Annotated in this window: 17 protein-coding genes and 1 tRNA gene; 4 read left to right on the top strand and 14 right to left on the bottom strand. The window is 66.5% G+C overall.

Annotated elements, in window-relative coordinates:
- Positions 1-19: 19 nt before the first annotated feature.
- From FDK12_RS04775 to FDK12_RS04750, 6 genes are read right to left on the bottom strand one after another with little or no spacing between them, the layout of a single operon-like run.
- Positions 20-1798 carry a protein kinase domain-containing protein gene (locus tag FDK12_RS04775; RefSeq protein ID WP_137368495.1) on the bottom strand — a complete coding sequence of 593 codons (1779 nt, stop codon included), beginning with the start codon at positions 1796-1798 and terminating at the stop codon, positions 20-22.
- Positions 1795-3237, bottom strand: a complete 1443-nt coding sequence (locus tag FDK12_RS04770) for a peptidoglycan D,D-transpeptidase FtsI family protein (RefSeq protein ID WP_137368494.1) — start codon at positions 3235-3237, stop codon at positions 1795-1797. Before FDK12_RS04770 ends, FDK12_RS04775 begins: the two co-directional genes overlap by 4 nt.
- Entirely contained in the window at positions 3234-4658 is a 1425-nt protein-coding gene (locus FDK12_RS04765; RefSeq protein WP_137368493.1) for an FtsW/RodA/SpoVE family cell cycle protein, read from the bottom strand. The genes FDK12_RS04770 and FDK12_RS04765 overlap by 4 nt, the downstream gene beginning before the upstream one ends.
- A complete protein-coding gene (locus tag FDK12_RS04760; RefSeq protein WP_223263092.1) occupies positions 4651-6249 on the bottom strand; it encodes a PP2C family protein-serine/threonine phosphatase in 1599 nt (532 codons plus the stop codon). The genes FDK12_RS04765 and FDK12_RS04760 overlap by 8 nt, the downstream gene beginning before the upstream one ends.
- Before the next feature lie 14 nt (positions 6250-6263).
- The gene (locus FDK12_RS04755) at positions 6264-6752 is read right to left on the bottom strand and encodes an FHA domain-containing protein (RefSeq protein ID WP_137368492.1); all 489 of its coding nucleotides are present in this window, start codon (positions 6750-6752) and stop codon (positions 6264-6266) included.
- Positions 6749-7489, bottom strand: a complete 741-nt coding sequence (locus tag FDK12_RS04750) for an FhaA domain-containing protein (RefSeq protein WP_137368491.1) — start codon at positions 7487-7489, stop codon at positions 6749-6751. The genes FDK12_RS04755 and FDK12_RS04750 overlap by 4 nt, the downstream gene beginning before the upstream one ends.
- Positions 7490-7805: 316 nt before the next feature.
- Here FDK12_RS04750 and FDK12_RS04745 point away from each other — a divergent pair.
- Both FDK12_RS04745 and FDK12_RS04740 read left to right on the top strand, forming a co-directional pair.
- Positions 7806-7888, top strand: a tRNA-Leu gene (locus FDK12_RS04745).
- A 154-nt stretch (positions 7889-8042) separates the two neighbouring features.
- Complete coding sequence (locus FDK12_RS04740; RefSeq protein WP_137368490.1) at positions 8043-9098, top strand: M14 family zinc carboxypeptidase; 1056 nt, start codon at positions 8043-8045, stop codon at positions 9096-9098.
- Between the two features lie 31 nt (positions 9099-9129).
- Here FDK12_RS04740 and FDK12_RS04735 read toward each other — a convergent pair whose 3' ends face one another.
- From FDK12_RS04735 to FDK12_RS04720, 4 genes are all read right to left on the bottom strand, one after another.
- Entirely contained in the window at positions 9130-12549 is a 3420-nt protein-coding gene (locus tag FDK12_RS04735) for an error-prone DNA polymerase (RefSeq protein ID WP_137368489.1), read from the bottom strand.
- Positions 12550-12599: 50 nt separating this feature from the next.
- Positions 12600-14210: a DNA polymerase Y family protein gene (locus FDK12_RS04730; protein WP_137368488.1), complete on the bottom strand. Its 1611-nt coding sequence runs from the start codon at positions 14208-14210 to the stop codon at positions 12600-12602.
- On the bottom strand, positions 14207-15031 hold the full coding sequence (locus tag FDK12_RS04725) for a hypothetical protein (protein WP_137368487.1): 825 nt from the start codon (positions 15029-15031) through the stop codon (positions 14207-14209). The genes FDK12_RS04730 and FDK12_RS04725 overlap by 4 nt, the downstream gene beginning before the upstream one ends.
- A 168-nt stretch (positions 15032-15199) precedes the next feature.
- Positions 15200-15592 (bottom strand): DUF5997 family protein, encoded by a 393-nt coding sequence (locus FDK12_RS04720; RefSeq protein WP_137368486.1) that lies wholly within the window; start codon positions 15590-15592, stop codon positions 15200-15202.
- 42 nt (positions 15593-15634) lie between these two features.
- Between FDK12_RS04720 and FDK12_RS04715 the strand changes: the two genes are divergently transcribed.
- Entirely contained in the window at positions 15635-16339 is a 705-nt protein-coding gene (locus FDK12_RS04715) for a substrate-binding domain-containing protein (protein WP_223263091.1), read from the top strand.
- 47 nt (positions 16340-16386) lie between these two features.
- Here the strand turns inward: FDK12_RS04715 and FDK12_RS04710 are convergent, their stop codons facing one another.
- The 3 genes from FDK12_RS04710 to FDK12_RS04700 form a co-directional block, all read right to left on the bottom strand.
- Entirely contained in the window at positions 16387-17154 is a 768-nt protein-coding gene (locus FDK12_RS04710) for an SDR family NAD(P)-dependent oxidoreductase (protein ID WP_137368484.1), read from the bottom strand.
- Positions 17155-17326: 172 nt separating this feature from the next.
- On the bottom strand, positions 17327-18727 hold the full coding sequence (locus tag FDK12_RS04705) for a GntP family permease (RefSeq protein ID WP_104116581.1): 1401 nt from the start codon (positions 18725-18727) through the stop codon (positions 17327-17329).
- A gap of 30 nt (positions 18728-18757) precedes the next feature.
- Positions 18758-19276 (bottom strand): gluconokinase, encoded by a 519-nt coding sequence (locus FDK12_RS04700; RefSeq protein ID WP_137368483.1) that lies wholly within the window; start codon positions 19274-19276, stop codon positions 18758-18760.
- Positions 19277-19426: 150 nt separating this feature from the next.
- Between FDK12_RS04700 and FDK12_RS04695 the strand changes: the two genes are divergently transcribed.
- Positions 19427-20146, top strand: a complete 720-nt coding sequence (locus FDK12_RS04695; protein WP_223263090.1) for a FadR/GntR family transcriptional regulator — start codon at positions 19427-19429, stop codon at positions 20144-20146.
- A 40-nt stretch (positions 20147-20186) separates the two neighbouring features.
- Here the strand turns inward: FDK12_RS04695 and FDK12_RS04690 are convergent, their stop codons facing one another.
- Positions 20187-20921 carry a GAF and ANTAR domain-containing protein gene (locus FDK12_RS04690; protein ID WP_137368482.1) on the bottom strand — a complete coding sequence of 245 codons (735 nt, stop codon included), beginning with the start codon at positions 20919-20921 and terminating at the stop codon, positions 20187-20189.
- Positions 20922-20982: the final 61 nt, after the last annotated feature.

The raw sequence follows: 20982 nt of genomic DNA, 5'->3' as shown, positions 1-20982 counted from the left end.
CGCGGGCTCTCCAGACGGGTCATGGTCCGGACGTCGTGGTCGGCGAAGGGGTCGGGCTGCTTGGGCTCGTGGGACTCGCGGGAGGTTGCGAGGGAGGTGGACCGGAGGACACCGTGTACCCGACGCTCGAACCCGCCGGCAGGACGGACCCGGCACCGGGGTTCAGGGCGAGAACAGTGCCGGCCGGCTCCGTCGACTGCTGCGAGCCGGTGTTGACGGGCACGAGTCCGAGTTCCACGAGGATGGCTTCCACCTCGGCGGCGGACCGTCCCTGCAGCCCTGCGGGTACGGTTACCTGTTCGGGGCCGGTCGACGACGTGATGGTGATCGTCTCACCGGTCCGCAGCGTACCGACGGGCTCGATGGCGAAGACGAGTCCGGCCGCGTACTCGGCGGACGGTTCGCGCTGGGTCACCACCCGGAAGCCGAGGGCTCCGAGCTCCGCGGCGACCTGTGCCTCCGGGCGGCCCAGGTACTGGCTCGGCGTGATGATGACCTCGTCCGCGTCCTCCGTGCTCGGGGACGGCGAGGGCGTCGCCGATGAGGACGACGGGGAAGGGCTGGGCGTCCGTGACCGGGACGGGGTGGCGCTTGCGGATGTCGTCGTCGCGGGAGCGTTGTCACTATCATCTCCGGCCAACAGCGGCTGAAGGACCAGGAAGGCGATGGCGATCAGGGCCAACAGCAGCAGGACGATGAGCGGAATGAGCCACGGGCTCCGCCTGTTTTCGTCCTCCCGGCCGTATGCCGGTGCGGGATCTGCGGCGTCGACGTCCTCTTCCGACCAGTCCCGGGATGCGGCGATACCGGCCGCGGCGCCGGCTGCGGCAGGTGCGGCAACCGTGGGCAGGGCCGACGTCGTCGGCGCCGGAACCGCCGTCGTCGCCTGTGTGTCCTGGCGCGGCACCGCCGCGGTTGCAGCGTCGCCACCGGCGGCGAACGCAAGCATGCCCGGCACTGCTGCTTCCGCCTGCCGGATGTCACCGGCGCGGATGGCGTCCACAGCGCGTGCCAGCGACTCGGCGTCGGCCGGTCGGTCCGCGGGGTCCTTCGCCAGCATGGAAGCGATGAGGGCCCGCACGGGACGCGGGATCGATTCCGGCAGGGGCGGAGGTGCGTCATTGACCTGTGCGAGGGCGATCGCGATCTGGGACTCGCCGGAGAACGGACGGCGCCCGGCGAGCAGCTCGTACCCGATGACACCGAGGGCGTAGATGTCCGAGGAGCCGGTTGCCGGCTGACCCGTCGCCTGTTCGGGCGCGAGGTACTGGGCGGTACCCATGACCTGTCCGGTCGCCGTCAGGGGGACCTGATCAGCCAGCCGGGCGATGCCGAAGTCGGTGATCTTGACCCGACCATCGGGCATCACGAGGATGTTCCCCGGCTTCACGTCGCGGTGGACGAGGCCCTGGCGGTGTGCGACGGCGAGAGCCGTGGCGGTCTGCCCGATGATCGAGAGCGTCCGGTCGGGAGAGAGCACCTGCTCCTTCTCGATCACGGCGGAGAGGGGCTGACCCGGCACGAGTTCCATGACCAGGTAGGCCGATCCGCCCTCCTCGCCGTAGTCGAAGACGTTGGCGATGCCCTCGTGGTTGAGCAGCGCCGTGTGGCGCGCCTCGGCACGGAAGCGGTTGAGGAACGCCGGGTCGCCCGAGTACTCCTCCTTCAGGATCTTGATCGCCACGATCCGACCGAGGATCTGGTCACGTGCCTTCCAGACCTCGCCCATACCGCCGATGGCGATGCGCTCGGTCAGTTCGAACCTGCCGCCCAGAGTGATTCCTGACGTGGGCCTCATCTGCTCAACACCGCCTCTATGAGTCTCTTGGCACTGGGTGAGGTCAATTGCTGACCAGTGGGAATGTCCACGTTCTCCATCACGATCGAAAGTGCTACCTGCGGGTTGTCGGCCGGGGCGAAGCCGGTGAACCAGGCGTTGTCACCGGTTTCGGTGACCTCGGCCGTTCCGGTCTTCCCGGCGACCTGCACACCCGGGACCTGTGCTGCTGTGGCGGTCCCGTTGTCCACCACATTGACCATCCAGTCCGTGAGCTGATCGGCCGTTTCCTGACTGACCGACTGGCGGAGCACTTCCGGTTCGGGCGATTCGATCAGTTGGAGATCCGCCGCGCGGATGGACTTGATCAGTTGGGGTTTCATCTGCTGGCCGCCATTGGCGATGGCCGAGGCCACCATCGCCATCTGGAGCGGCGTCACCCGGGTATCGAACTGCCCGATGGCGGACTGCGCCAGCTCGGTATCCGCCAGGTCCGATGGGAAGTCGCTGGCTACGACCTGTGTGGGGATCTGCAGTGCCTCGCCGAAACCGAACTTGGCGGCCTGATCCTGGATCGCTTCCTCCCCCAGTTCCAGCGCGATCTGCGCGAAGGGGGTGTTGCAGGACTGTTCCAGCGCGAACTCGAGGTCTGCGGTGCTCCTGCTTGCACAACCGCCCGTGACGAAGTTCGGCAGGGCGTAACCGGTGCCGGGGAACTCCAGGGCGGGTGGGTTCGGGATCTCGGAATCGGCGTCGTACTGACCGGACTCGAGAGCCGCAGCGGCGTCGATCAGCTTGAAGACGGAGCCGGGGGCAACCAGTGATTGCGTCGCGGGATTCGTGTAGATCGACAGACCGGGCTGCTCGGAGAGCCTCGCAGCGTTCTCCTCGATGATCGCGGTGTCATGGCCCGACAGGAGGTTGGGATCGTACGAGGGTTTGGAGACCATCGCGAGGATGTTGCCGGTGGAGGGCTCCATGACCACGATGGAACCGCGTTGGCCCTCGGGGATCAGATCGAAGGCCAGCCGCTGGATTTCGGGATCGATGGTCAGTTCGATGGAAGCGCCCTGTGCGTCGACACCCGAGAACATTCGTACGACGCGGTCGTAGAACAGCGAGCTGCTGGTGCCGGCCAGGATCTCCGATTGTTCGGCCTCCAGCTGCGTGGATGACAGGGACAGCGAGTAATAGCCCGTGAGGTGGGCGTACAGCTCCGGCTCGTTGTACACGCGCTGGTAGTTGAACTCGTCGTTCGACGGGACGGACTCGGCGATGGCGCGACCGTCGACGAGGATGGCCCCGCGCTGCCGGCCGAAGTCCTGGTACAACTGTCGGCTGTTCCAGTCGTTGTCATTGAGCTCCTGCGCCTGGAAGAACTGGACGTAGGTCAGAGAGCCGAGGACGAGGGCGAACATCGCGATGGCGACGACCCATGCGCTGCGGATGGCCTGGTTCATCGGGTGGCCTCCTCGGCGGCGGTCTTCTTCACGGGCTTCCCGTTCATACCGAGGGCCTCGGGGAACGAATCCTTCATCGGCCCCGAAGGCGCAGGTCGTCGTGCCGTCTCCGAGATGAGCAGGATCAGGGCGACGATGAGCCAGTTCGCCAGCAGCGAGGAACCGCCGGCGGACATGAAGGGCGTGGTGAGGCCCGTCAGGGGGATCAGTCGGGTGATTCCACCGATCACCACGAAGCACTGGAGGGCGATGGTGAAGGACAGGCCACACGCGAGGAGCTTGCCGAAGCCGTCCTTGGTACCGAGTGCGGCGCGGATGCCGCGTGACACGAGCAGGACGTAGAGCATCACGATCGCGACGATGCCGATGAGCCCCAGCTCCTCGCCGAGCGCGGCGATGATCATGTCGCTGTTGGCATAGGTGACGAGGTCCGGCCGCCCCTCGCCGAGTCCGGTGCCGATGAGGCCGCCGTTGGCGAGCCCGAACAGGCCCTGCACCACCTGCGCGCTACCGCCCGGCGCCCTGTTGTAGACCTCGGGTGCGAAGGCGTTGATCCAGGAGTCGAACCGGAGCGCGACGTGGCTGAACAGTTCCAGAGCGACGAAGACGCCGACGCCGATCATCGCCAGTCCGATCAACACCCAGCTCACCCGGCTCGTCGCCACGTAGATCATGACCATGAAGAGCCCGAAGAAGAGGATGGAGGAACCGAGGTCACGCTGGAAGATGAGCACGCCGATACTGACGAGCCAGGCTGCCGCCATTGGCGCGAGGTCGCGGAAGCGCGGAAGCTGGAGAGGACCGATCTTCTTCCCCGCGAGGAGGATGAGGTCACGGTTGGTCGACAAATACCCCGCGAAGAATATAGCGAGGGTGATCTTGGCGACCTCTCCCGGCTGGAACGTGCCGATCCCCACCGAGATCCAGATGCGGGCACCGTTGATCTCCAGGCCGAGCGGAGTGAGTGGCAGGAGAAGCAGGATGGCGCTGACGATCAGCGAGATGTAGGTGAACCGCCGAAGAATCCGATGGTCTCGCAACAGGATGAGGAGGATCGCCGCAGCGCCGATCGCAACCGCGGTCCACAGGACCTGCTGCGGCGCGACGGGTGTGAAGTTCGGATTCGCCATGGCGGCGGACAGATCGAGGCGGTGGATCATCGCCAGCCCTATGCCGTTGAGCGCGATCACGATCGGCAATATCACTGGGTCGGCATACTTTGCCCGCACCCGCAGGACGATGTGGATGAACAGACCCATGAGTCCGAGGGTCAGGGCCTGCGACCAGAAGTAGTCACCGAGGCCGTCCTCGCGACCGCTTCCCGCCAGGTAGTTGGCGACGAATGCGACGGCCAGCGCGAGGAGTAGAAGGAGGAGCTCGATGTTGCGCCTCGACCGAGGGACCGTCAGGACGTCACTCATGTGCTGCACCTCCGCACTCGATGGCCTGGGATGGGGGATCAGCGGTAGGCGTGGCGCCGGCCGATGCGCTGGAATCCGGGGAGGCAGCCGCGGACGCGTCGGCGCTCGGCTCTCCCGTCGGATCCGCCGGGGGGGGTGCGCTGGCCGACGGGCTGGGGCCCGCAGCGGGAGAGGCGCTGGCCGTGGGGACAGCCGTGGGGGACGCCGTACCGCTGCCTTCGGGATCGCAGGAGACGGCCCGCAGCTCGGAGCGGAGGTCACCGACGATCCGCTCGGCTTCTTCCAGGCTGGCCGCGGGCAGCGTGCTCGACAGCTGGGACCGCTGGTACTCGGGCAGGTTCGAGACGGGTATGTCCGTCGTCTCGTACAGCTCGCTGAGGCTGACCGGTCCTATCCGCTGGGGAACGCCGGTGTAGATGGCAACCCTGTTGTCCGTCTCGGCAACGTAGTACCGCGTCTGGGTCCAGGTGTAGCCGAGACCGAGGACGGTGATCAGGATCAGGGCCATCAGCGAGAGGAACGCAGGCATGAGCCAGCGCCGCTTCCGGGCGGGTGTGTCGTCCTCGCCGTCGTCCGGCTTGTCCGGATCGGCCCGGTGAGTGAGCATCATCGCTGCCCGGCGTTCTGCGGATCGCTGCGTCACGATCGGGATCTGGCCCGTCTCGGTGGCGAGCGCGGCGGATCCGACCAGGATGTGGGGCCTTGTCAGGAGGTCCTGTCGGATGATGTCTGCCCGGATGGCGGTGCCGGGGAAGTCGCCCTTCTGGTCGATCTCGGTGGAGACAGCATCCGCACCGTCGGCCGGAGGCTTCTCTCGTTCGCCCGCCGCCTCTCGGGCAGGGGGCATCGACGCCGGCGGCGCGTCGTCGCCGTCGTCGTCCGCTTCGATGACCTCGACCACGGCAATCGTGATGTTGTCCGGCGAACCACCGGCCAGGGTGAGGTCGACGAGCGTGTTGACGCAGTCACGGATGCTCGTGGTCTCGCGCATGACCTGCTCCACCACGCGATCGTTGAGGACAGCATTGAGGCCGTCGGAGCAAAGCAGCCAGCGCTCTCCGGGTTCGGCGTCGAACTCCTCGAGGTCCAGTTCAGGACTCGCGTCGACGTCTCCCAGGACGCGCATCAGCACGTTCTTGTGCGGATGGATCTCCGCTTCCTCGGGCCGGAGCCGTCCCTCGTCGATGAGCCGCTGGACGAAGGTGTGGTCCTTGGTGATCTGCTCGAAGATCCCGTTCTTCAGGCGGTATGCCCGTGAATCGCCGATGTGCGCGAGTTGCAGCTTTGCGTCCTCGAGCAGGATGGCCGTCACGGTGGTTCCCATGCCCGCCAGTTGGGGATTGGCGGCCACGAGTTCGGAGAGCAACGAGTTCGCGGTCTGGATCTCGTCGGCCAGATGGGTCGCGGCGGCTCCGGCGTGCTCGGCGTGATCGAGGTGTACGAGGTCCAGGACTGTCGAGGCGGAGGCGACATTACCGCCGGCGTGCCCGCCCATGCCGTCGGCTACGACAGCGAGGTATCGCCCCACGTAGGCGGAATCATCGTTCTTCGCACGCACCATGCCCACGTCCGAGCGGGCGGCGAACCTCATGGCAAGCGGCACGCCTACGGCCTCAATTCGATGACCGTCTTACCGATCCGGATGGGGACGCCGGGCTCGACCGGCAGTGCGCGCGTGAGTTGCGTACCCGCGAGGTAGGTGCCGTTGGTGGAGCCCAGGTCCTCGATGAACCAGCGGCTGCCCTGCGGGAACAGACGCGCGTGGCGGCCGGATGCGTAGTCGTCCTCGAGGACGAGGGTGGCCTCTTGCGCACGGCCGAGCAGAATAGGGCTCGACGCGAGGTCCAGTATGGTTCCGGTGAGCGGACCCTCCGTGACGACCAGCCTTCGGGCGGGAGTCCGCGCGGGCGCCGGTTCCTCCCCCAGATCGGGGTTCTTCCGGATCTCGCGCGCCGTAGGGGTACCGACCTTGTTGCGGCGTCCGACCGCGAGGTCGCGACGCAGCGCTCCGACCGTGCTGAGGACGAGGGCCCACAGCAGGATCAGGAAACCGAAGCGCAGGAGCGTGACGGTCAGCTCTCCGGCCTCACTCATCGCTGGACACCCCCGTTCTGCGCCGGCACGAGACGGAAGGTCAGGCGGGAGCGACCCATGGTGATGACGGAGCCGTCCGTCAACTCGGCCTGCCCATTCACGCGCTGCCCGTTGACGTAGCTGCCGTTGGTGGAACCGAGGTCGACGGCATAGACCCGGCCTTCCTGCGCACGGATCTCCAGATGGCGCCTCGACACACCCGTGTCGTCGACGAGGATGTCCGCCTCCGACGACCTCCCGAGCACGATGGACCCCGAGTTGATCGAGTATCGCCGGCCGTCGATCTCGAGGATGGGCTGGTACCGGGTGGGCTGACGGCGTGGTGCTGCCGGTGCTGCGGGGCCGGCAGGCCTCCGGGGGGCGGCCTGCTTCTCGATCGATGAATCGATCTCGAAGATTCCGGCTTTCAATTCGGGATCGTGCTCGAACGAGACGCGGACCGGGCCCTGCAGACTGTACTGCTGGCCGTTCACATGGGCGATGACGACGTCGCAGAGTTCCTCGGCCAGGGCGGAGCCCCATTGCTGGGCACGCTCGAAGTCGGAGTCGGACAAGCGCGCAGTGAAGACATTGGGTGCGAGGGTGCGGCCCTGCGAGAGGACGAGTGAGCGGTTGTCGAGTTCCTTGCGCAGCGCGCTGGCAATCTCGAGGGGTTGCACCTCGGAGCGGGAGCCCGTGGAGAACGCACCGCGGACCAGCTTTTCGAGTCCGCGCTCCACGTTGTCGAGAATGCCCATTTCGCCTCCTCCCCCTGTCGCACATCGGTTTCGGGCCCAGCCCGCGGTGTGCGGCGGGGCTTCTCCCGGTCCTCCGGACGGCATGGTCCAGCCGGGCATCTTCCATCCGATACTACTGGGAGCGTCTGGTAATGAGCTCCAAGCGACCATTCGGAGCATTACTTTGTCCTAACGATCGAGGCCTCGTCGGGTTGCCCCGGATCACCCTCGAGCCGTGTTCGCGGTGCGGTTTAGGTAATTGCGCCTGCGCTCGGCTATGCTTGTTTCTGCTGTTCACATCTCATGCGCCTGGTGCGCTGAGTTGGAATCTCGAATTGCGCGAGTGGCGGAACGGCAGACGCGCTGGCTTCAGGTGCCAGTATCCGAAAGGGTGTGGGGGTTCAAATCCCCCCTCGCGCACGGTGCAGTACATGGAAGGGCCTCCACTGGGTGGGGGTCCTTCCCTATATCCTCACCCACTCCGAAAAGCCAGTATGCGAAGTATTTGATTGACACAAGCAACGGCCGCCGTTTAGCTGTCTCCATCGCATCCGCACTTCGAAGGAGACCGAGCATGAGGACAACCAGGGCCACCCGCCGTTCCAGGACGATCGCCGCTCTATCGCTTGCAGCCCTGCTGGCATCGGGAACGGCCGCAGCACCCGCGATCGCGGTGGGTGAGGGTCCGAACTACGGCGGGAACGAGACCATCAACACCTCGATCCTGCACACCTACGACGAGATGGTCGCCGAGCTCCAGAAGCAGGACGCCCGGCAGCAGGCGATGGAGCTGGAGGTGATCGGGCAATCGGTCAAGGGCCGTGACCTCTACCTCGCGAAGTACATCACTGACCCGGACAACCCGACCATCCTCTACCTGACGCAGCAGCACGGCAACGAGCAACTGACCACCGAGGGCGCGCTCGAATTCATCAAGCATCTCGGCTCCGGGAAGACGAAGGGCGTGTTGGACGGCGTCAACATCCTGGTCGTGCCGATGCTCAACCCCGATGGAGCGATGGGTGATGTCGATTTCCCGCTCGACGACTACATCGCTGATGGGGGCAGGCACCTGACGCGGGCGAACGCGGTGGGGGTGGACCTCAACCGGGATCACGTCGGCAAGGTGCAGCCCGAGACGCGGGCGCTGCACGAGAACGTCATGAGCGCCTACGACATCGACTACATGATCGACCTGCACCACCAGGGCACGCAGAGCGAACGGGACGGCAAACTCGTCTCAGGTTCGATCCTGTACCCGACGACGCAGAATGCGTCACCCGCCGTGGTGGAGGGATCGAAGCGGCTCGGGGCCGTCGTCTTCGATGCCGTGGACTCGACGGGCTGGGGACATCTCGGGCGCTACGTCGGTGGGTCCGCCGAGACGATCAGCCGCAACGGTATCGCCGTCGAGTACGGCATCTCGACGCTGCTGTTCGAGATGCGCGGGATGTCGGACCACAGCAATGAATCAGCCGTACTCGGTCAGAAGAGCAACGGCTACCTGATCAAGCAGACGGTGACGACCCTCGACGCCACGGCGAGGGCCATCGCGGATGGTTCGATCGATTCCGCCGATACCTCCTTCTGGGACACGCTGGCGGAACAGACGACGCGCGACACCGAGTGACACAGGGCTTCCGCTGGCGGGCCCGTGCCCGTCAGCGGAAGTCCCGTGATTTGGTGGTGGCCTTCAGCTGCAGCACCTCGATACGGTCTGCCACGACGTTGACGATCCCCTCGGAGGACCGTTCGAGCAGGCCGCGCACGATCACGCTGCTCGCTTCCCGCGCCACGCGGCGGTAGCGCTGCCAGACGCCCACCGAGCAGATGACGTTCACGAGCCCCGTCTCGTCCTCGAGGTTCATGAAGGTGATGCCACTAGCGGTCGCCGGCCTCTGCCGATGTGTCACGACGCCCGCGACTTCGATCCGCCTGCCGGATTCCGCCGTCCTCAGTTCCAGGGCCGTGAGGGCGCCGCGGCGTTTCAGCCTGTTCCTGGCGTGGCGCACCGGGTGGTCGTCCGGGGTGATGCCGGTAGACCAGAGGTCGGATCCCACCTTGTCGATGTCCGAGAGCTCGGGCATCAGCGGAGGTTGGATATAGACGGCTGTCCCCTTGAGCTGTCCTTCCTGCTCGGCGGATGCGGGCCCTGCATTCCACAGTGCTTCGCGCCGGCTCAGGCCCATGGAGTCGAAGGCCCCCGACGCGGACAGTGCCTCGAGCTGCCCTGCATTCACACCCGTGCGCCGTGCCAGGTCAGGCATGTCCTCGTAGGGTCCGTGCCGTTCACGTTCGGCGACGATCTTCTCGGCCAGCTTCACCCCGAGGGATTCCACGCTGGCCAGGCCGAGCCTCACCGCGTAGTTGCCGTCACGGCGGTGCACCGTCGAATCGAAGGGGGTGTCCCGGTCGAAGTAACCCACCGGAGCTTGCTCGTCCTCCGTGCAGCAATCCATTCCGGTGGTGCGTCCACCAGGATCGTCCGGAGGTTCGAAGCCCTCCAGCGGTTCCAGGTCCGCATGCACGCCGGAGTGCAGGATGTCCGGACGCAGGACGACGGCGCCGTGCCGCCGGGCATCCGCCACGAGTGTCTGTGGTGAGTAGAACCCCATGGGCTGAGCGCGTAGGAGCGAGGCGAGGAACGCTCCGGGATAGTGCAGTCGCAACCAAGCGCTGACGTAGACCAGCAGGGCAAAGCTGATCGAATGGCTTTCCGCGAACCCGAAGTTCGCGAAGGCGTGGATCTTGTTGTAAATGGTGTCCGCCAGTGCGCCGGTGATCCCGTTGGATTCCATGCCCTTGTACAGCTTGGCCTTGAGCGAGTCGATCCGTTCCTCACCGCGTTTGGACCCCATGGCGCGGCGCAGCAGATCGGCATCGGCCCCGGTGCAGCCGCCCACCACCATGGCCATCTGCATAAGCTGTTCCTGGAAGAGTGGTACGCCGAGGGTCCGCTCGAGCACGGGTTTGAGGTCGGGATGGATGTACCGGACCTCTTCCTCGCCCATCTTTCGCTTGATGTAGGGATGGACGGCTCCACCCTGGATGGGACCGGGCCGCACGAGGGCCACTTCGATGACGAGATCATAGAACTGACGGGGCTGCAGGCGTGGGAGCATGCCCATCTGTGCGCGGCTCTCGACCTGGAAGACTCCCACCGAATCCGCGAGACACAGCATGTCGTAAACCCCCTGTTCCTCCTTGGGGATGGTGTGCAGCTCCCATTTCTCCCCGAAGTGCCGCTCCACGAGGTCGAAGTTGTACTGGATGGCGGCGAGGATCCCGAGGCCCAGGAGGTCGAACTTGACGAGTCCCATCCATGCGCAGTCGTCCTTGTCCCACTGGAGGACGGTCCTGCCTTCCATTCGTCCATGCTCGATAGGGCATACTTCGCCGACCGGCCTGTCGGTCAGCACCATCCCCCCGGAGTGGATACCCATGTGCCGTGGGAACTTCAGGACTTCCTGTGCGAGACTCACCACGGACTCGGGGATGTCGTGGTCATCGCTGGAGACCAGCCCACCCCACCGTTCGATCTGCTTCGACCAGGCATCCTGCTGGCCCGGACTGTGCCCGAGTGCCTTCGCCATGTCCCGGACGGCGAACTTGGGGCGGTAGGTGATGACGTTGGCGACCTGGGCGGCGTTGAAGCGTCCGTACTTGCGATAGACGTACTGGATGACCTCCTCACGGCGGTCCGAATCGAAGTCCACATCGATATCGGGTTCCTCGTCGCGCAGGCTCGAGAGGAACCGCTCGAAGGGCAGCCGGTACTTGATGGAGTCGACGGCGGTGATCTCCAGGAGGTAGCACACCGCCGAGTTGGCTGCGGATCCCCGCCCCTGGCACAGGATGCCGTTGCGGCGTGCATAGTGCACGAGGTCGTGGACGATCAGGAAGTATCCGGGGAAGTTCTTGCTCTCGATGACCTCCAGCTCGCGCTCGATACGCTCTCGGACATCGTTCCGGCCCGCATAGAGCTTGTCGGCCCCCTTCCACACGAGTTCCCGGAGGTAGCTCATCTGCGTGTGGCCCTCCGGCAATTCGATGTTCGGCAGGCCCGGTGTGACGCTACGCAGGGTGAAGGAGAGATCGGCGGCGATGTCCACGGTACGTTCCACGGCTCCGGAATAGTCCCTGAACCGTCTCGCCATCTCGGCTCCACTGCGGAGGTGGGCGGATCCAGCGGCCGGCAGCCATCCATCCATCTGGTCGAGGCTACGGCGGGCGCGGACGGCCGCGAGTGCGGAAGCGAGCCTGTGCTGCTTCGGGGCCGCGTAGTGCACGTTGTTGGTGGCCACGGTAGGCAGCTTCAGGCGTCCCGCGATGGTGGCAAGGGCGTCATTGTGGGCGGTGTCCAGCGGATTGCCCTGATTGATCAGTTCGACGGCGACGCAGTCCCTGCCGAACAGCTCGACCAGTTTCCGGAGTTCTGCCTCCGCTGCGGATTCACCGTCGCTGACCAGGGCCGAGCGCACCGTCCCCTTCCGGCAGCCCGTGAGGATCATCCAGTGGCCGCCAGCATGCCCGGCGAGGTTCTCGAGGTCGTAGCGGGGCTTTCCCTTCTCAGCGTCGGTAGTGAGCTGGGCCTCGGTGATGGCCCTGGACAGCCGGTGGTAGCCGGCCGATCCGCGGGCGAGCACCAGGAGGTGCCGGCCCTCGGGATCGGCTTCGCCGTTCTGTGGCTTGGACAGACCGAAGGACAGTTCGGTGCCGTACATGGTCGAGAATCCGGGGTATTTCTCGGCTGCCTCCGCGAAGTGCACCGCTCCGTACAGTCCGTCATGATCGGTCAGGGCCATGCCGGACAGGCCGAGCCGCTGGGCTTCCTCGGCGAGGTGTTCCGGACTCGAGGCGCCGTCGAGGAAGCTGAAGTTGGAGTGCACATGCAGTTCCGCGTACGGAACCACGGGTCCCTCGGGGGCCGAGACCTCCGCCGGAGCCGCGTAGGGTTGCCGCTTCCGTGACCAGGCGGGGCTGTCCCCACCATCGGCGCCAAGCGGCGGAGCGCCGGGCCGGGTGCCGGAGAGGTTCCGCTCGAAGTCGGACCACGGAATGGGTGGGTTGTTCCAGCCCATGGTGTTCCCTTCCTGTCCTGCTGTTGTCGTCGTGCGGCATTTCCGCGTGATCAGTCGTAGCTGGCCTCGACCCACCATGAATGGTTCTCGAGCAGCAACAACCAGGCAGAACCCGACTGGTCCACCAACTGGAAACGGTTCAGGACGCGGCCCTTCGGGTCCCACCACCGCTCGTTGATGGGCCAGGGGCCGGCCCAGGAGTGCACGGGCCGCCGGCCGTCGTCGGACCCTGTACTGAAGAAGGCAGGGTCGGCGCTCAGGAGGCCGCGGGGATCGACGTCCACCGGATTACCGCTGGAGTCGACGACCGCGGCGGGTACGGGATCGGCGAAGACGGTGGCCGGCGCCGGACCGGGCAGGCGGCCGGGCCAGGGCTGGTCGCGGTCCTTGACGGGCACTTTCGCGGGGGACGACGGTGCATCCCCCCAGGGGATGAAGACGCGGCGGTCCGCCAGGAGCCGCCCTCCGGCGATGATCGCGGTGAGCACGGCGCCGTGTCCCAGCATGCTCTGTACGCGGGCGAGGCCGTGGTGGATTCCCTCATCCGGTCCGGTTCCCCACAAGCCGTCAGCGTGGTCAGCGAGATCCTCGACGATGTCCGGCACGATATGGACCCGCGAGATGCCGGACGTCAGGCCGTGGTCGGATGCCTGGGTGCCCTGGAGCTGCCAGCGCACGCGGTCGACGACGTCGTCCGCATCGAACCAGCGTGGGTGCTGCCACCGGCGTTCCGACACCTCACCCGACTCCGTGTGCAGTGAGACGTGGAGTGCGGTGCAGACCAGTCCCGCCTCCCGCAGTGTGTCGACGAATTCGCCGGCCCTTGTCCGGAACGCGAAGGCGAGCTGGTCGATGCGGGCGAGGGGTGGCTCGAAGTCGGCCACGGTGTCGAGGTGCGGCGGTGGTGTCCGGGCGACGACGTTCCTGTGGTCGAGTCCGCTCGCCTGCCGGTGGGCGATAGCTCCTTCCAGACCGAAGCGGTTGCGGACATCGGATGCCTTGAGCGCAGCGAAGTCACCGAGGGACCGGATGCCGAGACGCTTGAGCAGCACGGTGAGCTTCGGCAGCTCCAGGACCTCCAGGGGGTAGCTGCTGAGGAACATGGGCGAGCTGCCACGTGGGATGATGACGAGTTGTTCGGCCTCGGGGTCCTCCAGCTGATCAGTCGCTTTGGCGGCCTGTTCGGCGGCGAACGGACCATCCGCGATGCCGATGCGCACATCGGTGAGGCCCATCGCCGCCAGTGTTCCGAAGACCACGTCCGCTGCCTTGTCCTCGCCCCCGTAGTAACGCGAGGGCCCCTTGACCAGAACGGCGCATAAGCCGGGCCGGATGACCTGGACGCCGGGCATGATGGTCTCCACCGCGGCCGTCACGGGTTCGAAGGTGCGTTCATCGAGCGAGGGATCGTACGGAAGGGACATCAGTCCCGTGCTGCGGGCCTGGGCCTCCCTGATACGCAAGCCCCTTCTCACGCCGTCCTGGCGTGCTGCGGGAGAGCAGGCGAAGACCTCCCCGCGGTCCACGAGGGCGAGGGCCGCATCGGCGGGCAGTGCGTGCTCGCGCAGCGCAGCGGTAATGGGCCAATCAGGGCACCACAGCATCATGGTCCGGGTTGCGGGGGCCGTGCCGGCGGGGACGGCGGACAGGGTGGGGCTCATGAGGATTTCATCAGCTGGGGTTCGAACAGGGTTCCGGGGGTAGTGGCAGGAGCGGTACCCGACGGGAGTCCCTGGGGGCCCGGTGAGTTGTGGAACGCGACGTCATCCGCGGCGGTGCCCTGCAGGTCCGTCAGCCCGACGTAGGCATGGCGGAGCCTGCCCGAGGGCTGCGTTGCGGTGATCTTCATGCGGCGGGCCCGTAGGTGGCCGGACCCCGAGCCGAGGCCTTCCCACGCGCTCTCTGCCACTCCGAGCGTCGAATCGCTCTGCTTCCAGGCGCCCAGGGTGACCAGTGCGGCTCCGCGCTGGCGCAACCGGGCCTTGAGCCGCGCCCACTCGGTAGGGGCGAGGTGCTCCGGGGCGCGCGTCAGGACGATCGAGACGACGTCCACGAGGGCTGCCGTGACCGTGAGCCACTGGGATCCAGGATCGGGAACCAGGATGAGGCGATCGGGATTGATGCCGAAACCCTGGGCCGCTTCCACGCTGAAGTCCGGCATGCCGATGACACTGCACCAGGCCCCCGTGGCGGAAGGACCGGCGAGCAGGGCCATGGCGAGGGTGGTGGAGTTCCGGACGGCGTATGAGCCGCCGGACTGGAGCCCTCCGCCGGGCAGGATCCGCGCGAGGGCCGGAACAGTGGGCATCCGGCGGGAATCGAGTTTGCTGGCCTGCATGCTGTTGATGCGTGCCTGCAGGTCGAGCCTGGCGTCGGCGGCCGGACTGCCCTGGCGACCGAGGAAGTTTGGGCGTGACGCGTCCTCGAGGTCGGGGGAGGGCTCATCCCATTCGAGGGCAGAGCCGGCAGCTGGAGGCGTCACCCGTTAATATTCGAATACGTGTTCGATTAAGTCAATCGGCGCGCCTCCGCCGAAAACCGTTCTTCTTATGGTAGGCGCGCGCCTGTAGGGGGAGTGGTGATGGTGTCCGGGGGAGCGAAGGATTCAGCGGAGTACGTCTGCAGGGACAGCTCGGCCCGGCGTCGAGCCTCAGGCGTCCGCGGACTTCTTCCCGGCGTCGCGCTCCTTCACCCGTGCGGCCTCCGCGCGGACGGCCGCCTGCGTGGATCGTTCGGCCACCAGCCATGCGGGTGGTTCCTGCAGCAGGGCGGTGATCTGCTCGCTCGTCAACGGATCCGTGATGCCCCCGCGGGCCAGCCCGCTGATCGAGATGCCGAGCTTCTGGGCGACGACGGGGCGCGGGTGGGGGCCCGTGCGGCGCAGTTCTGCCAGCCACTCCGGCGGGGTCTGCTGCAACTCGTTGAACTCCGCGCGCGTCAGTTCGGTCTTCTGGAAATCCTGGGGAGCGGCGGGCAGGTAGATTCCCAGCTTCTTCGCCGCTGTGGCGGGCTTCAGGGTTTGGGGGTTCTTCGCGGGAGTCATGGTCCAAGCTTAACGGTCATGGGCAGGCGCTACTGTGATCAGGTGCCCAGCGACCAGCCCCGAACCCTGTCCGTCGGCTTCGTGCCGGGTGTGACGCCGGGGAAGTGGGTGGCCAGGTGGCGTGAGCGGCATCCGGACGTACCCCTGGAGCTCCACCAGCACGACGACGCCCTGGCGGCATTGCGCGACGGGTCCGACGACGTCGTTTTCGTCCGGTTGCCGGTGGATCGCACGGGGTTCCACCTCATCCCGCTCTACGAGGAACAGCCCGTGGTCGTGATGTCGAGGGACAACGAGCTGTCGCTCTACGACGATGTGCCGCCCGCGGAGCTCGAGGGGGAGATGCTGCTCGACGTCGTCGAATGCGGCGGTCCTAGGACGGCTGTGGAGGTGGCGGCTTCCGGTGCGGGCGTCGTCGTCCTGCCGATGTCCGTCGCCCGTCTGTTCGCCCGGAAGGATGCCGTCCACCGGCCCGTTCCAGGTCTGCCCACGACGACCATCGGCATCGCGTGGCGGGTGGAGGACGAGTCCGACGACGTCGAGGAGTTCATCGGCATCGTCCGTGGTCGGACGGCACAGAGTTCACGGCAGCCCTCCCAGCGCGAGGCACCCAAGAAGTCCGCGTCGCAGAAGGCAGCCGCGAAGAAGGCGGCCGCCGGCGGGGGAACCAAGGAGCAGAAGGGTGGCCGGAAGCCGCAGCCGAGGAAGCCGGCCCGTCCGTCCGGCTCGCGCGGAAAGCGACGCTGACCTCGCATCGATGCTCCCGCGCTACTGCTCCGGCAGTCCTAGGGTCCTCAGGCCTGTGCCGGTTGTCCGTTGCTCGCCATCGTCCCGCCATCCACGGGAAGGACGACGCCGGTGATGAAGCGCGCGTCCTCGCTGGCGAGGAACGTGATGGCGGCAGCGACCTCGTCAGGTAATCCACCGCGCCCGAGGGCGATGCGCCGGGAGAACTCGTCGGAGAGCTCGTGCGCCTCGCCGTCGTCGCTCGTGAGGTCGGTCCAGATGAAACCGGGAGCGACGGCATTGACCCGCACGCCGTCCTTGCCGTGGTCCAGGGCGACGGCGCGGGTGAAGTTGCTGACGCCTCCCTTGGCTGCGTTGTACGCGCTCATGTGCCAATCGCCAGCCAGCCCTGACACCGACGAGACGTTGACGATGCACCCCTTGCTCTCCAGCAGGTGTCCGAGCGCGGCCTTCGTTCCGTAGAACACGCCGGAGAGATCGGTCTCGATGACGCGGTGCCAGTCGGTGATGCTGGTGTCCTGGACGGTTCCCTGCGTGATCGTCCCCGCGTTGTTGACGAGGACGTCGAGGCGGCCGTACCGGTCGATGGTGGCCTGCACCATCGCGGACACCTGGTCGAAATCGGAGGAGTCGGTCCGTACCGCCGTCGCCTGTCCCGGCGGCAGGGATGCCGCGACGGCGTCGATCTTGTCCGCGACGGTATCCGTCAGGACCACGCGTGCTCCCTCGGCTGCGAATCGCCGTGCCGTCGCCTCGCCGATGCCCGATCCGGCACCTGTGACGATGACGACCTTCCCATCGAATCTGCGGTCCATCCCCCACCATCCTCTCTTCTCGTTCCACCGTTGCATCCGGATCGCACCCCCGCAACGGCCGCCTGCCGGTTGCATCCGCTCCCGCGGGGGTGCCACACCTGCTACCGGGCAGACGAAAGGCCTGCCCCGAGATGTTCGGGGCAGACCTTCCAGTGCGGTACCGACCCTTCGGTCAGGCGAGGGACGCGAGTGCGAACACGGCGGCCGCGATCGCGAAGCCCATGACGCCGATCGTCGTCTCCATGACGGTCCAGGTCTTCAGGGTGGTCTTGACGTCCATGTTGAAGAAGCGGCCTACCAGCCAGAAGCCTGAATCGTTCACATGGCTGGCCACCACGGATCCGCCCGCGACGGCGACCACGAGAGCGGCGAGCTGAAGCGCGTTGTAGTCACCGGCCAGGATCGCCGGGGAGATGAGGCCCGCAGCGGTGGTGAGTGCGACGGTCGCGGAGCCCTGGGCGATACGGAGGATCGCCGCGATGAGGAAACCCGCGAGGATCAGCGGGATGCCGAGGTCTCCGAGGGCATCGGCCAGGGCATCCCCGATGCCGCTGGTACGCAGCACGCCGCCGAACATGCCGCCCGCACCCGTGATGAGGATGACGGAGCAGACCGGACCGAGTGCGGACTCGAGGGTGCTCTCGAGGACGGTCTTGTCGATACCGCGGCGGCGTCCGAGGACGTAGGACGCAACGAGGAGGGAGATCAGCAGGGCCACGGGAGTCTCACCGAGGGTCCTGAGCAGCTGGAACCAGGCCTGATCGGTCAATCCCTCGTCCGCGGCACCCGAACGGGCCACGGTGTTCAGTCCGGTGTTGAGGAAGATCAGGACGAGCGGGAGCAGGAGGATGCCGACGACGGTGCCGAACTTCGGAGGGTTGGCCTCGGCGTGCTCATCCGCCGTGCCCAGCAGTTCGGGGACCGGCAGGACGTACTTCTTGCCTGCCCACAGACCGTAGAGATAGGACGTGACGTACCAGGTGGGAATTGCCGCGACGAGGCCGACCATGATGACGATGCCGACGTTGGCACCGAAGAACTCCGAAGCGGCGACCGGTCCCGGGTGGGGCGGCACGAAGATGTGCATGACGGAGAACGCGCCGGCAGCAGGCAGTCCGAAGCGCAGGACGCCGCCCCCCAGGCGCCGGGCAACGGAGAAGACCACCGGCAGCATGACCACGAGACCCGCATCGAAGAAGATGGGGAAGCCGAAGATCAGGGAGGCGACACCGAGCGCGAAGGGTGCCCTGTTCTCACCGAAGACCCTGATGAGGTAGTCCGCCAGGACCTTCGCGCCGCCGCTGGTCTCGACCAGGCGGCCGAGCATGGCACCGAGTCCGACGAGGAGCGCCACCGCGCCGAGGGTCGTTCCGAAGCTACTGACCAGGACGGTCACGATCTGCGAGGTGGGGATCCCGGTGGCGAAGGCCGTAGCGAGACTGATGATGATCAGGGAGACGAACGCGTGGACGCGCAGCTTGATGATCAGGAACAGCAGGGCGAGGATTGCCGCTGCGGCAATCAGGAGGAGCGGACCGGCGGTGAGGCTCTGGGTCCATCCTTCGATGGTCATGTTTTCTCCGTTGAAAGGGTTTGGTGGGGGCTAGTTGCTGCGCAGGGCGAGCTGATCGATGACCAGTTCGGTGACCTCGTCCGGCGTGCCGGCGTTGTCGATCTTCACGCCCTGCTCGTCGGGCTCGAGTGGTTCCAGCGTGCTGATCTGCGATGGCAGCAGTGATTGCGGCATGAAGTGGCCACTGCGGGTCTTCATGCGTTCCAGGATGAGATCGGTATCGCCGACAAGGTGGACGAATCGAACCCGTCCCTCGGCTTGCGTCAGCACGTCGCGGTAGGAGCGCTTGAGGGCCGAGCAGGTGACGACGGTGCTGCGACCCGAGTGCGCCTGGGTTGTCATCCAGTCCCGCATGGACTCCAGCCACGGCCAGCGGTCCTCATCGGTGAGCGGTGTCCCGGAGGTCATTTTCGCGATGTTCTCCGCGGGGTGGAAGTCATCCGCCTCGGCGAACACCCAGCCGAGCGCTTCCGCGAGCCGGGTGGCAATGGTGGTCTTGCCGGACCCGGAGATCCCCATGACGACCACGTGGCGAGGTTGTGCATCCATGCTGACTCCCTTGTCGATGTGTGACTGCTCACGATCTCGAGTAAAGGTAACACCATTCGCACGGCAAAGGTAGTACCTTTGCTCGGCCCCCGTATCGATCTATGGTTGGGTGACCGGGTCGAACGGCCCCGGAGCACAGCGAGGAGGACGATGACGGCGCAGTCAGCTCCGACGGGGATGCCGGCGGCAACCGCAGAGGTCTTCCATACGCGGATCATCGACTCGCTGGGCCAGGACATCGTGGACGGCGTCGTGCCCGAGGGAACGCGGCTGACGATCGAAGGCCTGCAGCAGCAGTTCGGCGTCTCGCGCACCGTGGTGCGGGACTGTATGCGGGTGCTGGAGTCGATGAACCTCATCGTCCCCAAACGCCGGATCGGGCTCGTGGTGCAGGGGCCCGGGCGCTGGAACGTCTACGACGCCCGGATCATCCGGTGGCGGCTCAACGGTCCCGGCCGGGCAGCCCAGTTCCGCTCCCTCACGCACCTGCGCCGTGCCGTCGAGCCGGTCGCCGCAGCCCTTGCCGCGCAGCAGGCTTCACCTGCGCAGCGCACGCGCTTCGTCGAGCTCGGTCAGGACCTCCGGCGCCTGGGCGAGAGTGGCGAGCTCGTCGAGTTCCTGGGCGTCGACATCGAATTCCACACCCTGGTCCTCGAGGCCAGCGGCAATGAGATGTTCGACGCCCTGCGTGGGGTGATCGCCGAGGTGCTCTCCGGCCGGACGCACCAGGGGCTCATGCCACACAATCCCAAGGAACACGCGCTCCGGACGCACGAGCAGGTGGCCTCCGCGATCGCGGCCGGTGATTCCGCTGCGGCCGAGGCCTGCATGGCGTCACTGCTCGCCGAGGTCAGCAGCGCCATCGACTGACGGACGCCCGCGGTGGTCAGCAGTGCCACCGAGCCCCACGTCAGGGGTCGAAATGGGTCTCGGGTTCCGCTTGCCCGATGGATGCCACCACCGATGCCGCGATGTCACGCAATTTCTCGTTCCGGCTGCTGGAGACCGACTTCAGGATGGAGAAAGCCTCCGCCTGGGTGCAACGGTTCTGGGCCATGATGATCCCGATCGCGATGTCGATCGCGGTCCGAGACTTCATCGCCGTCTTGAGGCTGGCGGCAGACTCGTTGCGCTGCGCGAGTCGGACCGAGAGCATGAGCGCCTTCGATGTCTGGGCCACGAAGGTCTCCGCGGTGGTGATGGCGTCGGGATCGAAGCCCCCTTTCTCCGTGGAGTACACGTTCAGGGCCGCGCGGGCGCCCGCCTCGAGCGAGAACGGGACGGCCAGGATCGAGCGGACCCCGTGCTCGGCGACGCGCGACAGGTAGCCTTCCCAGCGTTCATCCGTTGCCACGTCGGCGACGTGCACTGTTTCCTGCGTCTTGCAGGCGGTGAGGCACGGACCTTCGGCGAAGAGGTACTGGAGTTCGTCGAGCGTCCGCGCGGCGTCGCTGCTGCTGGCGACGGTACCGGCTCGCTTGTCTCGCAGCAGGGTGATGCTGCACAGCGTCTGCCCTCCGCGCTCGAACAGGCGCACCGCAGCGAACTTCGCGAATTCGGTGAGGAATTCCTCGACGTCGTCCGTGTCGAGGAGCAGGTCCTGAAGGTAGTCCGTGACGATCTGCCCGGCAACCTGGTCGGCCATATGTACTGATCCTGTATCGCTCAGCCGCCGAGCATCGCGTGCACCGCGCCGTCGGGGCGCT

Source organism: Arthrobacter sp. NamB2 (assembly GCF_005281365.1).
Lineage (GTDB): Bacteria > Actinomycetota > Actinomycetes > Actinomycetales > Micrococcaceae > Arthrobacter_D.
This window is presented reverse-complemented; position numbering and strand designations above follow the sequence as displayed.

Bases quoted from the DNA above. Each gene is read 5' to 3' on its own strand.
- FDK12_RS04775 (WP_137368495.1), bottom strand. From the start codon at position 1,798: ATGAGGCCCACGTCAGGAATCACTCTGGGCGGCAGGTTCGAACTGACC.
- FDK12_RS04770 (WP_137368494.1), bottom strand. From the start codon at position 3,237: ATGAACCAGGCCATCCGCAGCGCATGGGTCGTCGCCATCGCGATGTTC.
- FDK12_RS04765 (WP_137368493.1), bottom strand. From the start codon at position 4,658: ATGAGTGACGTCCTGACGGTCCCTCGGTCGAGGCGCAACATCGAGCTC.
- FDK12_RS04760 (WP_223263092.1), bottom strand. From the start codon at position 6,249: ATGAGGTTCGCCGCCCGCTCGGACGTGGGCATGGTGCGTGCGAAGAAC.
- FDK12_RS04755 (WP_137368492.1), bottom strand. From the start codon at position 6,752: ATGAGTGAGGCCGGAGAGCTGACCGTCACGCTCCTGCGCTTCGGTTTC.
- FDK12_RS04750 (WP_137368491.1), bottom strand. From the start codon at position 7,489: ATGGGCATTCTCGACAACGTGGAGCGCGGACTCGAAAAGCTGGTCCGC.
- FDK12_RS04740 (WP_137368490.1), top strand. From the start codon at position 8,043: ATGAGGACAACCAGGGCCACCCGCCGTTCCAGGACGATCGCCGCTCTA.
- FDK12_RS04735 (WP_137368489.1), bottom strand. From the start codon at position 12,549: ATGGGCTGGAACAACCCACCCATTCCGTGGTCCGACTTCGAGCGGAAC.
- FDK12_RS04730 (WP_137368488.1), bottom strand. From the start codon at position 14,210: ATGAGCCCCACCCTGTCCGCCGTCCCCGCCGGCACGGCCCCCGCAACC.
- FDK12_RS04720 (WP_137368486.1), bottom strand. From the start codon at position 15,592: ATGACTCCCGCGAAGAACCCCCAAACCCTGAAGCCCGCCACAGCGGCG.
- FDK12_RS04710 (WP_137368484.1), bottom strand. From the start codon at position 17,154: ATGGACCGCAGATTCGATGGGAAGGTCGTCATCGTCACAGGTGCCGGA.
- FDK12_RS04705 (WP_104116581.1), bottom strand. From the start codon at position 18,727: ATGACCATCGAAGGATGGACCCAGAGCCTCACCGCCGGTCCGCTCCTC.
- FDK12_RS04700 (WP_137368483.1), bottom strand. From the start codon at position 19,276: ATGGATGCACAACCTCGCCACGTGGTCGTCATGGGGATCTCCGGGTCC.
- FDK12_RS04695 (WP_223263090.1), top strand. From the start codon at position 19,427: ATGACGGCGCAGTCAGCTCCGACGGGGATGCCGGCGGCAACCGCAGAG.
- FDK12_RS04690 (WP_137368482.1), bottom strand. From the start codon at position 20,921: ATGGCCGACCAGGTTGCCGGGCAGATCGTCACGGACTACCTTCAGGAC.